19 protein-coding genes are annotated in these 18,940 nt (G+C 41.3%); 13 read left to right on the top strand and 6 right to left on the bottom strand.

Going from position 1 to position 18,940, the window contains the following annotated elements; all coding sequences use genetic code 11:
- Positions 1–207: 207 nt before the first annotated feature.
- The 8 genes from LEP1GSC199_RS20875 (at position 208) to LEP1GSC199_RS09420 (ending at position 8,888) form a co-directional block, all read left to right on the top strand.
- Positions 208–720 carry a cytochrome c3 family protein gene (locus LEP1GSC199_RS20875; RefSeq protein WP_002974237.1) on the top strand — a complete coding sequence of 171 codons (513 nt, stop codon included), beginning with the start codon at positions 208–210 and terminating at the stop codon, positions 718–720.
- Between the two features lie 24 nt (positions 721–744).
- Entirely contained in the window at positions 745–3,873 is a 3,129-nt protein-coding gene (locus tag LEP1GSC199_RS09450) for a TAT-variant-translocated molybdopterin oxidoreductase (RefSeq protein WP_039926524.1), read from the top strand.
- 19 nt (positions 3,874–3,892) lie between these two features.
- Positions 3,893–5,266, top strand: coding sequence for an NrfD/PsrC family molybdoenzyme membrane anchor subunit (gene nrfD / locus LEP1GSC199_RS09445; protein ID WP_002981581.1), 1,374 nt, complete (start codon positions 3,893–3,895; stop codon positions 5,264–5,266).
- Between the two features lies 1 nt (position 5,267).
- Positions 5,268–5,834, top strand: coding sequence for a DUF3341 domain-containing protein (locus LEP1GSC199_RS09440; protein ID WP_002981374.1), 567 nt, complete (start codon positions 5,268–5,270; stop codon positions 5,832–5,834).
- Positions 5,831–6,418, top strand: coding sequence for a c-type cytochrome (locus LEP1GSC199_RS09435; RefSeq protein WP_002981189.1), 588 nt, complete (start codon positions 5,831–5,833; stop codon positions 6,416–6,418). Before LEP1GSC199_RS09440 ends, LEP1GSC199_RS09435 begins: the two co-directional genes overlap by 4 nt.
- 8 nt (positions 6,419–6,426) lie before the next feature.
- Positions 6,427–7,677, top strand: a complete 1,251-nt coding sequence (locus LEP1GSC199_RS09430; protein WP_002981636.1) for a hypothetical protein — start codon at positions 6,427–6,429, stop codon at positions 7,675–7,677.
- A gap of 10 nt (positions 7,678–7,687) precedes the next feature.
- Positions 7,688–8,203 carry an Lsa16 family lipoprotein adhesin gene (locus LEP1GSC199_RS09425; protein WP_002981446.1) on the top strand — a complete coding sequence of 172 codons (516 nt, stop codon included), beginning with the start codon at positions 7,688–7,690 and terminating at the stop codon, positions 8,201–8,203.
- Positions 8,204–8,348: 145 nt separating this feature from the next.
- The gene (locus LEP1GSC199_RS09420; protein ID WP_002981676.1) at positions 8,349–8,888 is read left to right on the top strand and encodes a hypothetical protein; all 540 of its coding nucleotides are present in this window, start codon (positions 8,349–8,351) and stop codon (positions 8,886–8,888) included.
- A gap of 106 nt (positions 8,889–8,994) precedes the next feature.
- Here the strand turns inward: LEP1GSC199_RS09420 and LEP1GSC199_RS09415 are convergent, their stop codons facing one another.
- The gene (locus LEP1GSC199_RS09415) at positions 8,995–9,387 is read right to left on the bottom strand and encodes a DoxX family protein (protein ID WP_002981327.1); all 393 of its coding nucleotides are present in this window, start codon (positions 9,385–9,387) and stop codon (positions 8,995–8,997) included.
- Between the two features lie 182 nt (positions 9,388–9,569).
- Here LEP1GSC199_RS09415 and LEP1GSC199_RS09410 point away from each other — a divergent pair, with 182 nt between their 5' ends.
- Positions 9,570–10,163 (top strand): TetR/AcrR family transcriptional regulator, encoded by a 594-nt coding sequence (locus tag LEP1GSC199_RS09410; protein ID WP_002981401.1) that lies wholly within the window; start codon positions 9,570–9,572, stop codon positions 10,161–10,163.
- Between the two features lie 115 nt (positions 10,164–10,278).
- On the top strand, positions 10,279–10,932 hold the full coding sequence (locus LEP1GSC199_RS09405) for an adenylate/guanylate cyclase domain-containing protein (protein WP_002981410.1): 654 nt from the start codon (positions 10,279–10,281) through the stop codon (positions 10,930–10,932).
- Between the two features lie 98 nt (positions 10,933–11,030).
- Here LEP1GSC199_RS09405 and LEP1GSC199_RS09400 read toward each other — a convergent pair whose 3' ends face one another.
- Together LEP1GSC199_RS09400 and LEP1GSC199_RS09395 are read right to left on the bottom strand one after the other, a co-directional pair.
- Positions 11,031–12,857 carry an AAA domain-containing protein gene (locus LEP1GSC199_RS09400; protein WP_002981218.1) on the bottom strand — a complete coding sequence of 609 codons (1,827 nt, stop codon included), beginning with the start codon at positions 12,855–12,857 and terminating at the stop codon, positions 11,031–11,033.
- Complete coding sequence (locus LEP1GSC199_RS09395; protein ID WP_002981378.1) at positions 12,842–13,693, bottom strand: tetratricopeptide repeat protein; 852 nt, start codon at positions 13,691–13,693, stop codon at positions 12,842–12,844. Before LEP1GSC199_RS09395 ends, LEP1GSC199_RS09400 begins: the two co-directional genes overlap by 16 nt.
- A gap of 80 nt (positions 13,694–13,773) precedes the next feature.
- Between LEP1GSC199_RS09395 and LEP1GSC199_RS21445 the strand changes: the two genes are divergently transcribed.
- A complete protein-coding gene (locus tag LEP1GSC199_RS21445; protein ID WP_002981291.1) occupies positions 13,774–13,929 on the top strand; it encodes a hypothetical protein in 156 nt (51 codons plus the stop codon).
- Here the strand turns inward: LEP1GSC199_RS21445 and LEP1GSC199_RS09390 are convergent, their stop codons facing one another.
- Together LEP1GSC199_RS09390 and LEP1GSC199_RS09385 are read right to left on the bottom strand one after the other, a co-directional pair.
- Positions 13,930–14,760, bottom strand: a complete 831-nt coding sequence (locus LEP1GSC199_RS09390) for a crotonase/enoyl-CoA hydratase family protein (RefSeq protein ID WP_002981616.1) — start codon at positions 14,758–14,760, stop codon at positions 13,930–13,932.
- On the bottom strand, positions 14,757–15,683 hold the full coding sequence (locus LEP1GSC199_RS09385; protein WP_002981360.1) for a prolipoprotein diacylglyceryl transferase: 927 nt from the start codon (positions 15,681–15,683) through the stop codon (positions 14,757–14,759). Before LEP1GSC199_RS09385 ends, LEP1GSC199_RS09390 begins: the two co-directional genes overlap by 4 nt.
- Before the next feature lie 137 nt (positions 15,684–15,820).
- On the opposite strand from LEP1GSC199_RS09385, the gene LEP1GSC199_RS09380 reads away from it, so the two are divergent.
- Entirely contained in the window at positions 15,821–16,267 is a 447-nt protein-coding gene (locus LEP1GSC199_RS09380; protein ID WP_002981669.1) for a DoxX family protein, read from the top strand.
- A gap of 82 nt (positions 16,268–16,349) precedes the next feature.
- On the opposite strand, the gene LEP1GSC199_RS09375 is transcribed toward LEP1GSC199_RS09380, so the two are convergent.
- The gene (locus LEP1GSC199_RS09375) at positions 16,350–17,351 is read right to left on the bottom strand and encodes a M23 family metallopeptidase (RefSeq protein WP_002981396.1); all 1,002 of its coding nucleotides are present in this window, start codon (positions 17,349–17,351) and stop codon (positions 16,350–16,352) included.
- Between the two features lie 67 nt (positions 17,352–17,418).
- Here LEP1GSC199_RS09375 and pcnB point away from each other — a divergent pair, with 67 nt between their 5' ends.
- Positions 17,419–18,894, top strand: coding sequence for a polynucleotide adenylyltransferase PcnB (gene pcnB, locus LEP1GSC199_RS09370; protein ID WP_002981451.1), 1,476 nt, complete (start codon positions 17,419–17,421; stop codon positions 18,892–18,894).
- Positions 18,895–18,940 lie beyond the last annotated feature (46 nt).

Below are 18,940 nucleotides of genomic sequence, written 5' to 3'. Positions count from 1 at the left end.
TAATTTTTTAACACAAAAATAACGCCCGTTTGGTGAGATTGAGGCGACTTATTGAGACTCGGTTTCAATAAAGAAAGTTTCAAAAAAATTTGGAATTATGTCTCTTTTCATGTTTTTTCGCAACCAAAACCCTTACATACTTGCTTTTTTTCTTATTTTACCTTTCCTTGTCAGAAGACAGTGTAAACGGATTCAGGAAATCTGCGAATGAATATAAAAATACTCAAGATCTCTGTGCCTATCGTTGCGATTGCAGCGCTTGCATATTTGATTTTTTCACCTAGCCGTTATGTGGGCTATTCACCCGACCAGCCCATCCCCTTCAACCACAAGATACATGCGGGCGATAACAAAATCGACTGTAAGTATTGCCATACCGGTGTTGAAAATTCGGCCCATGCCACAATTCCTCCAAGTTCCACTTGTATGAACTGTCATGGAGCAGGTAACGTAGCGGGTAACCAAGAACATGTTAAGTGGCTTAAAGAACAATACGACAGCAACACTCCAGTTCCCTGGGTGAAGGTCCATGACCAACCAGACTTCGTATACTTCAACCATTCAAGACACGTACAACGCGGTGTTGATTGTTCCACATGCCACGGCAACATGGCAGAGATGGTGAAGGTTAGACAGTCCAAGTCCCTAAATATGGGATTTTGTGTCGATTGCCATAGAGAGAACAATGCTCCTAACGATTGTTCTACGTGCCACAGATAATCGGGAGACAAGTAATAATTTATGATGAAAGACGATAGTTTCCAAAAAGAAAAAAAATCGCTTTGGCAGTCTTATGAACTTCGCGGTACTTCTCGCGAACGTGAATTGCAAAAGCAAGAATTCTATAAATCCCCGGATCCCCTGATTGCAAAAATCAAAAAGGGTGACTTCGATCGCAAAACTTTCCTTAAGTTTATGGGTGCCTCTGTAGTTATGACTACTGTGGGTTGTATCCAAAAACCTGCTGAAAAAATTGTTCCTTATGTGAACCTCACGATAAAGAACCCAGACAATAACGAAGTAGAACAGTATGACTTCGTAAAACATGGACATTCTTACCACTATGCATCCGTATGCGGTGGATGTTCTGTTGGTTGTGGTGTCTTAGTAAAAGCAAAAGACGGACGACCTTTGAAACTCGAAGGAAATCCAAGCCATCCGATTTCGGAAGGTGCGCTTTGTGCTTCCGGCCAAGCCTCTATTTTTGATTTGTACGATGCAGATCGTGCCAAAGAACCACAACAAGTGGTAAACGGAGCCGCAAAATCTAGCGACTGGTTTGTTTTAGATAAAGATGTAAAAGAGAAACTAAATGCCAACAAAGGAAAAACCATTGTTGTTACTAAACCTCTTACTTCTCCTGCGACACAAGAATTCATTTCTGAATTCTTAAAATCAGTAGGTGGTGGAAAACACATCGAAGTGGCGTTTCATTCTTCTGATGATGCGATCACTCTTGCTCAAGAGAAATCTTACGGAAAGGCAGTGCTTCCTAACTACCATTTCGACAAAGCAAAAGTAATCCTTTCCATCGACAGTGACTTTTTAAACAACACTAACTACCACAATGACTTCTCTAAAAGAAGAGACCTGCAAGACAAAGGTGTAAAATCCTTCAATGCCTTCATTGCGGCAGAAACTCATCCGTCTATGACTGGATCCAACGCAGACCAAAGGGTTCCTATTAAACCAGGGGACCAAAGAAAGTTTGCTCTAGTCATTGCAAAAGCCCTTTCTGATTTGGGAGTGGGTGGAGCTACAGGAGTTTCTGGAATCAATGTAGAAACATCGGCATCGGAGCTTGGAATTTCTAAAGAAGTGGTTCTACGCACAGCTAAAGCTCTTGCTTCTGCTAAGGGAGAATCCCTTGTGGTTGCCGGTGGATCGAATTCCCTCACAGAGGACGCTGTTGATTTACAAATTGCAGTGAACATGTTAAACAGCATGCTCGGTAACGATGGAAAAACAATCGATGTTGGAAACCCTTTGAAAGATGGACTTTCTAACTATGCTGCCAATTTAAAAACTCTCGCAAAAGACTTAAAAGAAAGAAAGGCCGGTGTGGTCATTCTTTTTGGTGTGAATCCTGTTTATGAGGCGCCTAACGGAGATGATTGGAAAAAACTTCTTCACGAAGCAGCACAAGTAGTTCAAGTTTCTGACCGAGTGGATGAAACGGCCCTTGCTTCGAATTGGCTGGCTCCCGTGTCCCACTTCCTTGAGTCATGGGGTGATAACGAATCGGTAGCAGGAATTGTTTCCATCCAACAACCAACCATCCGACCACTTTTCCAATCCAAAGCATTTGAAGATATGCTCATCACTTGGGCTGGCGGATCACTCCTTGGTGCGAGTTCTCTTTATGATTACCTGAAATCAAAATACTCGAAAAAAACCAACTGGGAAGATTTACTCCGCAAAGGGGTTCTTGTTTCTGGAAATCCAAAAGCAGACAAGTCAGGACGATCTTTCCGCGGAAATATCGCACCACTTGGGGCTTCGAAATCGGGACTCACTGTTTCTCTTTACGAAAGCACCGCCATCGGTTCTGGAGAAAGAGCAAACAACTCCCAACTCCAAGAACTTCCGGATCCTGTATCGAAAGTGACTTGGGACAATTATGTTGCGATAAGCCCGCAATACTCTCGTTCGTCGGGAATCAAATTGAATGACGTTATCACAGTTACTGTGGGCGGAAAATCATTTGAACTACCAGCTCTCATCCAACCGGGCCTCCATCCGGAAGCCGTGGGAATTGCTCTTGGTTACGGAAGAACGAACGTGGGTGAGATTGGAAACGGAGTGGGTAAAAATGCATCAGTTTTTGCAACAGAAGTAAACGGATCTTTCGTATACTCTGGTCTTTCTATCACTCTTTCACCGACTGGAAAGAAATACAAACTCGCAACCACACAAGACCACCATATGATGAGTCCAGGTGTGATGATGGGTGTAGAGTGGAAAGAAAGACCTCTCATCATTTCCGCAAAACTCCAAGATTATGCAAAAAATCCTGGGGCCGGAATTCCTGAACCAGAGATTCCAAAAATCCTAATCGATGGAAAATTACAAAGAGCACAAGGTGCGAATGCTCCTTCTGACCAACCAGGAAGCCAATTCGCCTACCCAGGATACAAATGGGGAATGGCAGTGGACCTTACTTCTTGTTCTGGTTGTGGTGCTTGTGTTGTTGCATGTAATATTGAAAACAACGTGCCGATGGTCGGACGTGACGAAGTCAGAATGGGTCGTGAGATGCATTGGCTTCGTATCGACCGTTATTATATTGGGGATCCTGAAAAACCAGAATCACTCGAAATCGCACACCAACCACTCATGTGCCAACATTGCGACAATGCTCCTTGTGAGACAGTTTGTCCAGTAGCTGCGACTGTTCACAGTTCGGAAGGAACCAACGATATGGTTTACAACCGTTGTGTGGGAACTCGTTACTGCTCCAACAACTGCCCTTACAAAGTGCGTCGTTTTAACTGGTTAGAACATTGGAACGAACACAATTTACTCGGAGAAGCAACACCTACGTTTAAGGCTCGCCCTCCAAGAAACTTGGGTCTCAATCCAGATGTAACCGTTCGTTCTCGTGGGGTTATGGAAAAATGTAACTTCTGTGCTTCTCGAGTTGCTGAGAAAAAAATCGCAGCGAAAAACGAAGGAAGAACATTGCGAGATGGAGAAGTGAAGGCTGCATGTGAACAAACATGTTCTTCCAATTCCATTGTGTTTGGTAACGTAAATGATCCTGAATCTAAAGTAGCGAAGCTCTTGAAAGACCCTAGGTCTTACAAACTTCTGGAATACCTAAACATCGGACCTGCTGTCACTTACATGACTCGCGTTCGAAACGACGTTTAACAGGGAGAACACAAAGGGAATGTCATTAGCACAAGCAGTTCGAGATAAATTAGACATCCCCGACCTGGTAACAGGCGGGAAGTCGCTTAAAGATGTAACCGTTGATATCGCAAAACCAAACGAAGATTTTCCTACCAAACTTTGGTGGAATACTTTTCTTTTGGTTCTTACGATCACCCTGATCGACGTAGCCATTATCGGTTATTTGTTTTATGAAGGTCTTTACCTCCTCGGGATCAATAACCCCGTAGGTTGGGGATTTTTCGTAGTTAACTTCGTATTCTGGATTGGTATCGGTCACGCAGGAACATTGATTTCTGCGGTTCTATTCCTCTTCCGTCAAGGTTGGAGAACAGGGATTAACCGTGCCGCAGAAGCGATGACAATCTTTGCTGTACTTGTTGCCGCATCGAACCTCATCCTTCACGTAGGTCGTCCTTGGCTTGGGTTTTGGCTCTTTCCTTATCCAAACGAAAGAGGCCCACTTTGGGTGAACTTTAGATCCCCACTGATTTGGGATACTTTTGCGGTATCCACTTACCTTTCCATTTCCATGGTGTTCTGGTATTTAGGGCTCATCCCTGACCTTGCCACACTTCGTGACCGTGCTACTGAAACTTGGAGAAAGAACTTATACAACGTTCTTGCTTTTGGTTGGGTGGGATCGGCAAGATCTTGGTCTCATTTAGAAATTGTTTCCATGATTTTGGCAGCTCTTTCCACACCACTGGTTCTTTCGGTTCACACGATTGTATCCTTCGACTTCGCAGTTTCCATCCTTCCGGGATGGCACACGACCATTTTTCCTCCATACTTTGTTGCCGGTGCGATTTTCTCCGGATTTGCTATGGTGGTAACTCTTATGGTGATTGCTCGTGAAGTATTCAATCTTAAGAACTACATCACCATGAAACACTTGGACAACATGAACAAGATTATGATGGTAACAGGTCTTATCGTAGGTCTTGCTTACGGAACAGAATTTTTTATCGCTTGGTATTCTGGAAACGAATACGAAGTGTTTGCGTTCTGGAACAGAGCTTTTGGTCCTTACGGTTGGGCATACTTTATCATGATTTCTTGTAACGTATTGTCACCACAAGTGTTCTGGTTCCGCAAACTTCGTTACAACATCCCTGTGATGTTTATCGCATCTCTTGTGGTAAACGTTGGTATGTGGTTCGAACGATTTGTGATCATGATGACGCTCAACCGAGACTTCCTACCGTCCAGTTGGGCAATGTATACACCTACACTTTTCGACTACGCAATGTTAATCGGAACTTTCGGTATCTTCTTTACTCTCTTCCTTCTCTGGTGCCGAATTATGCCAGTGATTGCGATTGCAGAAGTAAAAACAGTGATGCCACAAAAAGAAGGAGCACACCACTAGTATGTATCTTCCAAAATTAGAACAGTTTCACAAATATAAAGAAATGGATGAAGGAGTTTTCGGAATTTTCGAGACTCCCGAAGCAATCATACATGCGGCAGAAAAAACCAAGGAAAAGGACTACATCGGGTTTGATTGTATCCTTCCTTATCCTGTTCACGGGATTGATGAAGCGATGGGAACTCCAAGATCTGGACTTCCTTGGATCACCTTTGTAGCCGGAATCTTTGGATGTGCGATTGGGATCCTATTTCAGTATCTCACTCATGCCTATGACTGGCCTCTCAATATCTCTGGAAAATCTCTCAATGCATGGTTTGCTTATGTGCCCATCATCTTTGAATTAACTGTATTTTCTGCAGGGATTTATACTGTAGCTGCACTATGTTTCTTAAGCGGTATTCCCAAAGCAACCCGTCGAATCCTACACCCGGATTTGACATCTCACAGGTTTGCTCTTTGGATTCCTAAGTCTGCTAAAGGTTATAACGAATCAGAAGTTGTTTCTTTCGTGAAAAACCTTGGTGGATCGGAAGTAACCGTGGTGAAACCGGAGAACCAAAAATGAAACAAAACATCTTTAGAGTTTTAGCACTTGCGGGACTCCTTGTTCTCGTGAATTGCGATTACAAAACTCCCGTTTATGAATATTTTCCTAGTATGTATGATTCACCTGCGCGTGAATCTCAAGAGGATGATTCTTTTGCAACGAACGGTTCTGCGTCTCGTATCCCTCCAAAGGGTGCGATTCCAGTAGGATACTTTCCGTATCCGTATGCAGCAGAAGCAACACCTGATACTCTTCCTGGATCAGACAAAGGATTAAAAAACCCTATCGCCAAAGCAAACTTAGGTGATCTGATGATTGGTGAAAAACGTTACCAAACATACTGCACACCTTGCCATGGGGTAAGAGGCCTTGGAAATGGAACTGTTGTGGGTCCTGCACCTAGGTTCCAACAATCACCACCTTCCGTAGTCTCTGATAAAATCAAGGGTTGGTCTGATGGACAAATCTATCATATCATCACTATGGGGCGGGGACTTATGGGAAGTTATGCTTACCAAATCGAACCAGAAGACAGATGGAAGCTCATTGCTTACATAAGAAAACTTCAAGAATATGAAGTTCAAAATAAAAAGGCGAACTAGGGGAAACTATGAGCGCGACAAAAGCAGCTAAACTAGACGAAAAATTACTGCAGTTCAAACTGCCGGCAACCCTTCGTAATGCCCTCATTGCCATGATCGGAATTGGAGTGGTGAGTTTTCTCATCGCTTTTCTTGGTTTCGGTCATGAAACATCTCGTCACATGGACGAAGCAGGTCATTTCCACCACACAAACTTAGGTTACCATATTTTACTCATTGGAACTTATTTTGTAATCGGTCTTGCCATCACAGGAATTTTCTTTACCGCAATCCAACACCTTACGGGATCACATTGGTCTGTCACTGTTAGACGACTTTTTGAAACCTATGGACTTTTCACTCCCATTGCAGGCCTTCTGCTTGTGGGTGTAGTTTTTGGAATGCATGACCTCTATGAATGGGCGGATGCGTCAGTTCGTGAAAACGATCACCTCATCCACCACAAGTCGGGTTACTTAAACCCAACAGCATTCATCATTCGTTGTGTAGCGTTCATTGGTATTTGGACTATCTTTGCTTACATCTTTCACGGAAAGTCTGTAGGCCAAGACAAAGACAAGGTTGTAGATACAACAAAAACTTTGGCAAAAATCTCTGGTGGATTCATTCTTTTCTTTGCACTATCCTGGTGTTTCATGTCGTTTGACCTTCTCATGTCGCTTTCCCCACACTGGTTTTCTACTATGTTTGGTGTGTATGCGTTTGCAGGTGCTTTCCAAACATCCCTTGCTTCTTACCTAATTGTAATCGCAATTCTGAAGAAAAACGGATACCTCGGCGAAGCAGTCAACGAAAACCATTACCATGACATTTCAAAATTCCTTTTGGGTATGACAACTTTCTGGGCTTATGTGGGTTTCTCACAGTTTATGCTCATTTGGTATGCCAACATCCCAGAAGAAACTTTCTTCTATGAGATGCGTATGACGGGCGGATGGGGTTACACAACTCTTGCACTTCCTTTTGTGAAGTTTGTGATTCCTTTCCTCCTCCTTCTCAATCGTCCTAACAAAAGAGACATTGATTTCCTTTGGAAGTTAGCTGTGTGGATTTTATCGGTTCAGTTCTTTGAACTTTTCTGGTTGGTATTCCCTGCAAACTTCGAGAAGTTTTCCATCCTTCACTTCGTTCTTGCCTTTGGTGGAACTGTAGGCGTGGTGGGAATTTTCGGTTTCTTCGTCTTCAAAAAGTTGGAAAAACACAGCTTAGTTCCGGTAGGAGATCCTCGTTTAGATGAGTGCCTCCACCACCACCAATAGGAGAATTGTTTTGAAACAAAATATCGTATTACTAATGGTTGTCGGAGCAAGTTTTGTAGCTTGTTCCAAAAACGCAGAAGTGGCTTGGCATAAAAATTGTGATGCCAAAACAAACAAAGCAAGTTTGGATTTTACTGTTCCATTGTATTCCGAAGCAGATTCTAACTCTAAAGTGGTGGAATTTGTTCCGGCAGGAACAGTCGTTAAAGTATTTGAAGCTCGTAACCACAACGTATGGGCCCCAAAATACTTTATTAAAGTGCAGACGGCAAAAAACGAAGGTTATATGAGCCCACGTTGTTTTGTTGTCAACCAAGATCCGGAAGTAAGTGTTTGGAGATATTCCAAAGGACTCGTAAAGGAATACAATCCCTTCTACAGCCCTACAGACAAAACACATTACCCACGTGGTTATGAGTATGGTAGCTTAAAAGATCTTTCAAAAGAAAAGATCCCTCTTTCTGACCTCACTAAAGGTTTGGAAGAAGTTCCTTACACAAATAAAAACATGTTAAAACAAAACTAAGAATTTTGTAAAGTTAGGTTTGGTGGGAGAAATCCCGCTGAACTTTCTTTTAAAAAAGACCCGAGGGAAACCAAGGGTCTTTTTTTTTCCACTTGACAGGGGTTATGTTGTTGTTCATTTAATAACTTCTATAAAGGAAAAATGAATGAAACATATGTTAGATAGAATTTCTCTTGGGGTTTTGACTCTTCTTGTCGCTACCAATTGTACTACTGCGAAAATAAAGGATGTCAAACCAGATGTAAGTGGACCTAAATTGAACATTTACTTTTTAGGGGGAGATACAACAAATTACGTTGGAAAAAAGCACATTACAGATAGTAATTATGAATTTGCAGAAGTGGATATTGCATTTCAAAATATATCAAAAGACCCTTACCCTATCGATTTTCAATATATGTATAATGAAGCAAAGGGGAATAGTCCTGAATCAGCAAGTATAGTTGGACTTTCGTATTGTTGTCATTTTGGTGAAGATTTATTGCAAGACTTACAATCAATAGTTTTACTAACATCCCTATACGAAGCAAATCTTTCTCCAGGACAGATTGAAACGAGAAGATATTATTACTTAATAAAAAAAGGTGAAATTCCCAAGGAATTAACTTTCTATAAGAAGTTAAACAAGGAAAAGGATGGCAAAGAAGGTTTAGAAAAAATTGCTGTGATCCCAGTTAAAAAGTAATCGGAAAAAATGCAAAAGACCCGAGGGAAACCAAGGGTCTTATAGTTTTCTTTGCTAGTGGTCGCAAAATCCAGTTTGTCCCAATACAATAATTCGTTTTTTATATTTAAAAAAACCAAAAGAGCTCCTTTACTTTTGGATTTCTGAGTGTTAGACCAATCCAAAGTAAGAGGCCAATGTATATAGGAAAAAGAGTGTGAGAGAAAAGCGGATTTCCCACACGTAAATGAACGGCTACAGCTCCGCCCAAATAGGCCGTAAGTAGTAGGGCACCTAACGCAGACGTTTGCGGAATGGCATATAAAATCGTGATGACAAGAAGTATAATGCCAATCGTCACTGCTTGGGATCCGGGGATTCCTAATTCCTGCATACTCTTTAAAACAGGTTCTATTTTTGCCAGTTTTCCCACGGCATCAAAAAGTAAAAAAGCAATCACAAGTCCACTTAGGATTCTTCCCACCCAAAGAAATGTTGGGGAGCTATTGAGTTCGTTCATAAAATCACCTCTTGTCAAAAAATCGATCTCGCCAGAAAAACATATCAACTGATATGTTGTCAATAGAAATTATAATTATTATAAATATGAGTCATAGGTTTGGGCATCATTTGGAATGGGATTTCAAATTGGTGTTCGATGGGAAAGCAGGGAAGGTTTTATGAGGGAACAAGGCTAAGGGAATGGGAAAACAAGAGGAAACTCGTAAACTCATCATCGAATCTGCTTTTTCACTGATTTACCAAAATGGGTTTCAAGGAGTGGGGGTTCGTGAAATTGCAGAAAAAGCCAATTTGACCATTGGGGCTTTCTTCTATCATTTCCCGACTAAAAACCACGTGGGTTATGCCATCATCGATGAGTTTTTATCAAAAGGAATTATGGAGCGTTGGATCCTACCGTTGGAAGGTTATGAGAACCCCATCGAGGGAATGATACATACGTTTAAAAAAACGTTTGATGAATGGCCTGATGAGTTTGTTTCTAGGGGTTGTCCATTGAATAACTTAGGCCAAGAAATGTCTGCCATCGATTCGGAATTTCAGAAGAAGGCAAAAGATTTGTTGTCTACCTGGATACAGAATACAAAAAAAAATTTGGATTTAGCGAAGAAACAAAAAATCCTTAAAGCGAATACAGACACTCGGAAACTTGCCGAATTTATTGTTACTTTTCAAGAAGCAACTTTTGCTATGGGGAAGGTGATGAATGATCGTAAAGTTTATGATTCTTTGTATGTGTCCTTTAGAGATCATTTGCGAAGCCAGTGTATTTGAAATCGTAGGTAGATTTTAGGAATCTGTTAATTTCTTTCCACGCCCAAGGAATGGTTCTTACTCTTTTGTTTTAGCATACCTTGACATTCTTCTTTTAGTTGTTATACTCACATCCATGGGCCAAAAAAGAACCATTGCTACCTCCGCCTCCGAAGAACGATTAGAAAAACTTCTTGAAGAAAGATTAATTCCAGGATCCAACCAAGAATTTATCGATAAACGAATTTGGGACCTTTTTGGAGAAACATGGTGTGTCATGTTTACTGATCTTTCTGGATTCTCTCGCGGTGTTGCGAAATTTGGAATCATTCATTTTTTGCAAACTATTTATGAGTCACAAAGAATTCTTATTCCTGTTCTAGATGAGTTTGATGGAATCCTAATGAAAGACGAAGGGGACAGTCTTATGGTTCTTTTTCGAAATACGAATAAAGCCATTCAGTGCGCCATCCATATGCAGAAGGCATGCAAACGTTATAACGAAGGAAGAAGTGCTGAAGAACAAATTTTACTCTGCGTCGGACTTGGGTATGGAAAAATTTTAAAGATTGGAGACACCGATGTATTCGGCTCCGAAGTAAACGCAGCGTCAAAGTTAGGTGAAGATACGGCCAAAGCCTGGGAAATTTTAGTCACAAGTGCTGTGAAAGAGAATGCAGACGATACCACCGACTTTGATTTTGAAGGGATATCTGAAATTCCTCCTGGCTCTGACGGAGCTTACCGTTTGGTTTATACATTAGAAGAAGCGAAGTGGGTTGTATTATGAACGGAAAATATAGGTAACAAATATCACTTTAGATTTTGATATAAAGTTTCGAAAGGAATCCGTTGGCGATTTTGATTGTTTGAAATGCAAATACTAAATCATTCCATAAATTCATAGATAGATCGAATCTCTCCGTTTGCCTCTACATAAGAATACAACTCTTGGAATTCTTTGTTTTGGCAAAGGGTTCCTGAATCTCCGATAAGAATTAAATGTGATTTGGCGCGTGTGAGGGCCACATTCAAACGTTTGGGATTGAGTAAAAAACCAATTTCCCCATCTGGATTGGACCTGACCAAACTAAGGATGACAATTTCTGATTCCCTTCCTTGGAAAGAGTCAATGGTTTGGGTGAACCATTTTCCTTCGGATACTTTTACCAACTTTTCCACTTGGCCTCGGTATGGGGAAATTACCGTTGTTAACTCTTTGGGAATTCCTAAGTGAAACAATTTTTCTATCAACTGGATTTCTGTGTGATTGAAAAAACTGGGTTCTTCTCCTTCTGTTTCTTCCTCGGAATCACTGCCGGCCGTGTCGATCCAAAGGATAGGTGGATTCGAACCTAGGACCTTCGAGATATCAAGGGAGGAAGTCCATTTTGCGTCGGGATGGGTGAGGATTTTACTTTCGTAATAGGTTTGGTTGGGAAACCCAAGAATTTCCGGTTTCATCCTGAATTGTTTTTCTAAAAATAAAATCCGTTCTCCAGAATCAAAGGCCACTGCCTTTTCTAAAAAACTAGGAATGGTTTGGTGGTCAGGGTGAGAATAACTTGCACCGAGTTGTCTGGGATCTCCAAAAAAGAATGTTTTTTTTCCCGCATAGAGAGCCATATAACATCCGGGGTCCAAACTTTGTGTGGCTTCATCTACGAATACAAAATCAAACTCTCTTCCTTTTTTGAATTCATTTCCAAAGCCCGAAAAGGTAGATACGATCAGTTCGGCATTGTCGAGTAACTTGGTGCGAATATTCGATTCTGCTTCTCTGATAGTAGAAAGTAAAAACTTAGCTTCTTTACGGAGTGCCTTTTTTTCTTCTCTTTCTTCTTTTCCAAAATTACGTTTCCAAGAGTTGGCTTTTTTCTGAAGTACCTTTAGTTCGGTCTGCCAGTTATGAATTTGTTTTTGGTCGGAATGTGTTTGGATGAGGTGGTCGATATGGTGGGGCAAAACATCCTCTTTGATTTTGGTGGAGTTACCCAACCGAATCACACGAATCCCTTTTTTTTGTGCAAGCTCTACAATATAATCGCAAGCAAAGTTTGTGGGGCAAAGGGTTAATACTGATTCATTCCTAGATTTAATCTCCTCTACAGCTTGCATCAGTAAGGTGGTTTTCCCGGTTCCTGGAGGTCCGAAAACAACTCCGTAATCATTCATTTGAAAGATTCTCTCTATCGGTGGTTTGCCCTGGCCGGCCTTGGGAGGTGTTGGTTTTTCCCCGAGTCCAAAACCCAAAATCCAATTGAGTTTTTTATGCGATAAACTTTCTTTATCTTCTAAAACTTTGGTAATGATTTCATTATACAAATCATAGGTAGATTCTTGGAACCATTTGGAGATTTGGAATTCTTGGTCTTCCCATTCATAGTCTCCTCGGACTTGGATGGTGAGCTTCGTATCAGAAACCCGGTAGATATTTCCAAATATGGTTTCTGATTCGCATTTAAGTAGGACGGGAATTCCTGGTTTTAACCATTCTTTTGCTTTTGTGGAAGGAGAGATTTGGAATTCTGCTCTCCACGTATTACCCACAACGAATCGCAAATCTTCCAATAGTGCGGATTTAATGGCTTTGGCATCCGAACCTTTTTCCAAAAATAAAGAACGTTCGTATTCTCGTTCTTTTGATAGAATTGTTTTTACGTATAGAATTTCTTCTTCCAGTGAACCAAACTCTTGTTTTATGGTTCTTCCCATTCAATGTTCTCCAAGGTTGTAAAAAAACCGTTTCTCAGTAGGGGAGCAAAGTCGATAAAATCGGCTGCTTTTAAATATAAGGAATCTTCAATGGAATAGGCTTGGATGAGGTTGTTTGCAGCCTCTTCCAACTTACCCAACCGGCAATGGGCCCGAGCTAAGATGATCAGTGTTTCCGGATCAATTTCTTTACAATACTGGATATGGGTCTTAATGGATGTGAGTGCATTTTCTGGATCTTCCGCATCCAAATAACATAAAGCTAAGAGATCATAATCTAGGAACTCTTCTGGTTCCACCATACTAAGAGACTTCTTTAAAGATGCTAGTGCCGAATTAAAATCTCCACGAGAAAAATACAAAGACCCAAGTTCCGCCCAAATGTCTTTACGATCAATCCCTCGGCCATTACTTAAATGTTCTTGCGAAAGAGCTTTTTTTAAAACTTTGATCGCCTCTTCGGAACGTTCCATATCTTTCAGAAGAGAGGCGAGGAGTAGGTAGTTTTCTAAATAAGAAGGAAAATAGGTAATACTTTTTTGGAGTAAAACTTTCGCAGATTTAAATTTCTTTAATTTGATCAGATAACGAGAATATACAGTAATACTTAAAGGGTGGGAGGGGTAATTTTTGATGATGTCTTGGAATAACGATTCCGTTTCTTTCGGATTTCCAACAGCATACAAACACCAAGCTTTTTTGGCTTTGATTTTGATGAGAGTCGATTCGTCGGTTGTATGCGACTCACTCTGGGCATAAACATTAAACGCACGTGTGAATTCCTTTTCTTCTTCCAGGAGTTTGGCTTCACGGATCAGGGAAAAAAAAGAACTCATACGACGTTTTTTACTTCAGGAAATAAGGGATTCGCCGATGGGTAGAATAGGGAGTAAAGATTGTAAAAGGAGGTCCTATTATGGTTCCATCTACACCTATTAACTCGGTCGTCAATTTGCCGAAGGAAATTTTCCAGGCCCAAAACCAACTGTCAGAGAAACTCATGAAGTTGGCTGCGGAAGAAAAAGTAGGCCCAGTAGCAAAAAGCGAACGGTTACTCGACATCTACTGTTAGTTAGTCTACCCGGGTTTCTGGATTGAAAACTGGTCGTTTTCTTTCCATAAACCCACCAATGGCCGAACGAAAGTCTTTGGAATCAAGCATACTCGCATTCCAAACAGCTACATAATCTAATCCCTCTTCGATAGTCTTTCCAATTCCATGGTTTAGGACTTGTTTGACCCCGCGAATTACGATGGTCGGGTTCTCTGCAATTTCTTCCGCGGTTTTTAATCCGGCTTGGAGTAGGGAATCAAAGTCTTCTGTGACCTTTGTCACAAGTCCCATCTCAAGAGCTTCCTCTGCACTGATATCTTTTCCGGTCAAAGCCAACTCTCTTGTATGGGCATTTCCAATCAGGTGAGGAAGTCTTTGTAAAGATCCCATATCGGCGACTATGGCGACTTTGGATTCTCTAAGTGAAAAACTCGCATCCTTTGACGCATAACGAATATCACATGCGGAAACTAAATCCAGTCCACCACCAATACAGTGTTTTTGAACTAGTGCAATGGACGGTTTTTTGGAATTGTAGATGGCATTGATTCCTTTTTGCATCGTAAGGATGAGTTGGTAGAGTTTTTCCCGACCATCTGCAAATTCTCCTTGGAACACTGATTTGAATTCTAAAAAGAATTCTTCCAAATCAAGGCCAGTAGAGAAGGATTTCCCCTTCGCTGCGATCACAAAACAATGGATTTGCGGGTCGACATTGATCTCATCCACCATGTCGGGAAGATCCCGCCAAAAAGGCCAATTCATGGCATTCCGTTTTTCGGGACGGTTTAACCAAAGGATGGCTACGTTTTTTCTCTTTTCAATTTCAAAAAATGGAGAAGGGTTCATACGTTTGTTTTTTCCTTTAGCCAAAGTTTTTTAGAAATCATGAGATACACACCAAAGAGGATAAGTGCAATAGAAATATACTGTGACTGAGAAAAACCATGCCAGTAGTATCCAGTAAGGAATGTTGGGTTTCCGTTGGCATCAGGAATGTTAACAAGAGTAGGCGGGTCGATAAATGGAATGACCGCTTTGTTTACACGTAAGAACTCGATAATGAGTCTTGCAAATCCATGGATGATGAGAAACTGTGCACCGATACTCCATTTACGAAAATTTTGGTACCTTGCCCAAAATTGAAAGTAGGCAAAGTATCCGAATGCCATAATGGATTCCATCACAGGTGTATTCCAAACGGGAACACCGGAAGGGTGGGCGCCATGGAAATCAAATACGAAAAAAGGAATTCTCGCATCCGTAGCAAAACCGTAACAGCCATCCCCGCTCACAAAACATCCAAGTCTACCTATCGCATAACCCATGCTAATCGCAGGAATCACTGCATCGTAATAGGAACCGATGTCTAGTTTGTGGTGACGAAAATAGAGAGTGATGAAAAGCCAGCCGAAGAGAAGGCCTCCAAAAAATACAAGTCCACCACCGCTAAATAAAGAAGACCAAAGTCCAGGGTGTCCTGGAAATCCATTCCAGTGGGTGAGGGGGTAAGTATACTGCCCGTCGTATCCCGGAACATCTATAAACACTTGGTCCCAAATTTCGAAGATAAAGAAAATTTTGGCACCAACTAAGGTACCTAAAATCCCAAGAAAAATCAGCCAGTCCGAGTGGCTCGGATCCAACTTTTTTCTTTCCAACTCCTTCGGGAGAAGGTAAGAACCAACAAGAAAGGCCAACATCATGAGAAGGCTGAAAGTGGATAAACCCTCCCAGCCAAAGGGATTCGGAATCGGAATTCGATCTAACATAGGGGAAAGGGTAAAATTTAGGCTAAAAGGGGAAAGGAGAATTTCGGACCGGGGAAACCGTTAAATTTAGTAAAAAATTAGGTTGACTCTAGATAGTTTAATATTAAACTATCTCTTGTTGATTTAAGGAGAACCAAATGTTCGATACCCTATTTTCTACATCAGGGGATATTATCCCTCTTATCTTACGCATCACAGCTTTTGTTGTGATTTTCCCACACGGTGCCCAAAAACTACTCGGTTGGTTTGGTGGATACGGATTCAAAGGAACTTACGGGTTTTTTACGGGAACAATGAAGTTTCCAGGAATCCTTGCAGTTCTTATCATTCTCGGTGAATCTTTTGGACCAGTGCTCCTACTTGTGGGTTTTTTAACTAAGTTTGCTGCGGCTTCTATCGCTATCATTATGATTGGTGCTGCTGTCCTTGCCCACAGACAAAACGGATTTTTTATCAATTGGAATGGAAACCAAAAAGGAGAAGGATATGAGTTCCATATTCTTGCTTGTGGTCTTCTTATCGCCCTAGTGGCTGGTGGAGCTGGTGTGTATTCGGTTGATTTTAACTTAATCGGAAAATTCTAAGATTCTATTTCGAACTGGTTCGACCTTTGTCTCTGTTGGATTTCCAACAAACAAGGGTTCGAACCAATCCTTTCTATTTCATTTAATCTAAGTTAATGTATTCTTCTGGATCGAGTGGTGCATCAAGACCGATTCGCACTTCATAGTGAACGTGAGCTCCCGTTGCCTTTCCCGTTTGTCCTACAAGGGCAATTTTATCTCCCCGTTTGACACGGTCTCCCGGATTTACTAAAATGAGAGAGCAGTGGCCATAGAGAGTAAAAAATCCATTTTCATGATTGATCCGAACTGATTTTCCAAGACCTCCGACAGCGGTATCAACAGCAATGATTCCGGGACCTGTGGCATAGATGGGGGTTCCTTCACCCGCAGCAAAGTCAATGCCTGAATGATACTCACCCACCGGTAAAATTCCAAAAGGATCACTTCTATACCCGAAGGTGGATGTCACAACACCCACACCTGGTTTTAGGGGACGGCCTCTCGGCATAGAATAAAAAATACTTTCTCTCATGGAAAGATAATCAATGGCATTTTGAAAATTGGGAACGAGATTCCCTAACCTTACACCAAACTGTGTATAGGTGGTAACTACTTGTTGGAATAACAACAGATTAGAATCAAGTTCACTTGCATCTTTGCGGAACTCTTCTTTTAATAAATAATCTTGGGTGATCATTTCCTTTTCTGGAATTTCTTCCCAAGCAAGGAGATTCAAAGACTCCGCTGTGGATTCTAGTTCTTCTACGGAATCTCTTAGGTCTTGCGATAGTAGATCATAAAACAAAAAGGAGACCAGTTGGGTTTCCGTTTTTTTCTCCAAAGAGAGATCTCGGTCAAATAAAAAGGAAAAATAAAAAAGAAGGCCGAAAGAAAGTAGGACAAGCGAGAGGGAAAGGCCAAATAAAAACCCAAGCATCCCGACTGAGATCTCAATTTGGGCCAAAGCTTTTTCATCATTCGGGATGAGGACGAAGCTCACTTTCTCCCGACTGCGGGAAATCCACTTTTGGAGGCGCTTTCGCCAACGTAAGTGTGCAATTTGGAGCCTTTCGTAGGCGGTTGTGACGTAAGTTTCTGCCAATGTTCGTTATTCCGCCAATTTTTTCCTTGCCCATGCCATTTTTCAGGGGAAAGTGGATGAATCCAATATGTTTAAATTTCTCACTTCTCTTTTCAGAAAGAAAGCCGACTCTGTCGATTCCTTTTTGATGTACCCCGAGGGAAAGAGATACTATCGAGAATCCCATTCTATCCGCAGGGCCAATATCGATGAAGATGCCATCAAAATCATCAATCGATTGAACAAGTTTCGTTACAAGGCCTATTTAGTCGGTGGAGGGGTCCGAGATCTGCTTATGGGCAAACGCCCGAAAGACTTTGATATAGTCACAAGTGCGACTCCCAACCAAATCAAAAGGGTCTTCAATAACTGCCGAATCATCGGTAAACGATTTAAAATTGTACATATCATTTTTAAAGGTAAAATTATTGAAGTATCTACGTTCCGATCACTACCGGAACATCGTTTGGAAAAACACAAAGCAGACAACGATTATCTCATCAAACGGGACAATTCCTTCGGTACAGCAAAGGAAGACGCGGCAAGACGCGACTTTACCATTAACTCCTTGTTTTACGATCCTAAAAACGATTCCATTTTGGATTACGTTGGTGGATTTGAAGACATTCAAAAGAAAATCGTTCGGGTCATTGGTGATCCAGATATTTCCTTCAAAGAAGATCCGGTTCGTATGTTACGAGCTGTTAAGTTTTCTGTTTTACTTGGACTCGACATCGAGAAAAAAACCAAACTGGCAATCAAAAAGAACCGGTTGGAACTTGATAAGTCGTCCACAGCAAGACTTTTAGAAGAATACAACAAGATGTTTAGAACTTGGAAGACTTCGATTATTTTCGAAGGCCTTGCCGAGAATCATTTGCTTGATGTTTTATTCAAAGAACCTGCAGATAAACTAAAGAAAACAGATGTAGAGTGGCGTGAACATTTTATGGAAACACCACTTGGGAAAAGACTCGCAGTCACTGACAAACTCCTTTCTGCCCGAGAAGAGATGACACCTGCTATCTTTTATTCGTTAATTTTCTATGATATCATCAAAGATCTTTATGAAAATGACCGAGGGCATCTAGCGCATAACATTAAAGAAAACCTCCAACCTGTTTTTGAACGTATGGGAATTCCTAAACGCGAACAAGACAATTTGGTAAAAATATTTATTAGCCAACCTCGTTTCCAAGTCACTGATGATGAAAAAGAAAAACAAAACTCTTTTTTCAAGAAAAAGGACTATTTCTACGATGCGTTTATGGTCTACAAGATCGTAGCAATTTCGGAAGGAAACGAATCGGCAGTACAAACTGCTTTCTTTTGGGAAATCTCTTTACGACAAAGACCGAAACCTGATAGCCATCAGTTCGGACAACAGAATCGTAAAAAAGAACCGAACAAAAAACGTCCTCCTAGAAAGAAACATAGAGACAGAAGAAGTGGTGGTTCACAAAATCAGAACAATGTTCAAGACGGAAACCAATCAGACTCTGGCAAACAACCAGGTTCCGCTTCCGATCGACAGACCTCTGATTCTGACTCAGAAGAAACATAACTAATTGAAGAGGTAAGGTTTTCCCACCTTACCTTTTTTTCTATTC

It is taken from the genome of Leptospira vanthielii serovar Holland str. Waz Holland = ATCC 700522 (genome assembly GCF_000332455.1).
GTDB classification, from domain to species: domain Bacteria; phylum Spirochaetota; class Leptospiria; order Leptospirales; family Leptospiraceae; genus Leptospira_A; species Leptospira_A vanthielii.
Note: the sequence above shows the minus strand (reverse complement) of the source record. Positions and strands in the feature narration are given on the sequence as shown.

Bases quoted from the DNA above. Each gene is read 5' to 3' on its own strand.
- LEP1GSC199_RS20875 (WP_002974237.1), top strand. From the start codon at position 208: ATGAATATAAAAATACTCAAGATCTCTGTGCCTATCGTTGCGATTGCA.
- LEP1GSC199_RS09450 (WP_039926524.1), top strand. From the start codon at position 745: ATGAAAGACGATAGTTTCCAAAAAGAAAAAAAATCGCTTTGGCAGTCT.
- nrfD (WP_002981581.1), top strand. From the start codon at position 3,893: ATGTCATTAGCACAAGCAGTTCGAGATAAATTAGACATCCCCGACCTG.
- LEP1GSC199_RS09440 (WP_002981374.1), top strand. From the start codon at position 5,268: ATGTATCTTCCAAAATTAGAACAGTTTCACAAATATAAAGAAATGGAT.
- LEP1GSC199_RS09435 (WP_002981189.1), top strand. From the start codon at position 5,831: ATGAAACAAAACATCTTTAGAGTTTTAGCACTTGCGGGACTCCTTGTT.
- LEP1GSC199_RS09430 (WP_002981636.1), top strand. From the start codon at position 6,427: ATGAGCGCGACAAAAGCAGCTAAACTAGACGAAAAATTACTGCAGTTC.
- LEP1GSC199_RS09420 (WP_002981676.1), top strand. From the start codon at position 8,349: ATGAAACATATGTTAGATAGAATTTCTCTTGGGGTTTTGACTCTTCTT.
- LEP1GSC199_RS09415 (WP_002981327.1), bottom strand. From the start codon at position 9,387: ATGAACGAACTCAATAGCTCCCCAACATTTCTTTGGGTGGGAAGAATC.
- LEP1GSC199_RS09410 (WP_002981401.1), top strand. From the start codon at position 9,570: ATGGGAAAACAAGAGGAAACTCGTAAACTCATCATCGAATCTGCTTTT.
- LEP1GSC199_RS09405 (WP_002981410.1), top strand. From the start codon at position 10,279: ATGGGCCAAAAAAGAACCATTGCTACCTCCGCCTCCGAAGAACGATTA.
- LEP1GSC199_RS09400 (WP_002981218.1), bottom strand. From the start codon at position 12,857: ATGGGAAGAACCATAAAACAAGAGTTTGGTTCACTGGAAGAAGAAATT.
- LEP1GSC199_RS09395 (WP_002981378.1), bottom strand. From the start codon at position 13,693: ATGAGTTCTTTTTTTTCCCTGATCCGTGAAGCCAAACTCCTGGAAGAA.
- LEP1GSC199_RS21445 (WP_002981291.1), top strand. From the start codon at position 13,774: ATGGTTCCATCTACACCTATTAACTCGGTCGTCAATTTGCCGAAGGAA.
- LEP1GSC199_RS09390 (WP_002981616.1), bottom strand. From the start codon at position 14,760: ATGAACCCTTCTCCATTTTTTGAAATTGAAAAGAGAAAAAACGTAGCC.
- LEP1GSC199_RS09385 (WP_002981360.1), bottom strand. From the start codon at position 15,683: ATGTTAGATCGAATTCCGATTCCGAATCCCTTTGGCTGGGAGGGTTTA.
- LEP1GSC199_RS09380 (WP_002981669.1), top strand. From the start codon at position 15,821: ATGTTCGATACCCTATTTTCTACATCAGGGGATATTATCCCTCTTATC.
- pcnB (WP_002981451.1), top strand. From the start codon at position 17,419: ATGTTTAAATTTCTCACTTCTCTTTTCAGAAAGAAAGCCGACTCTGTC.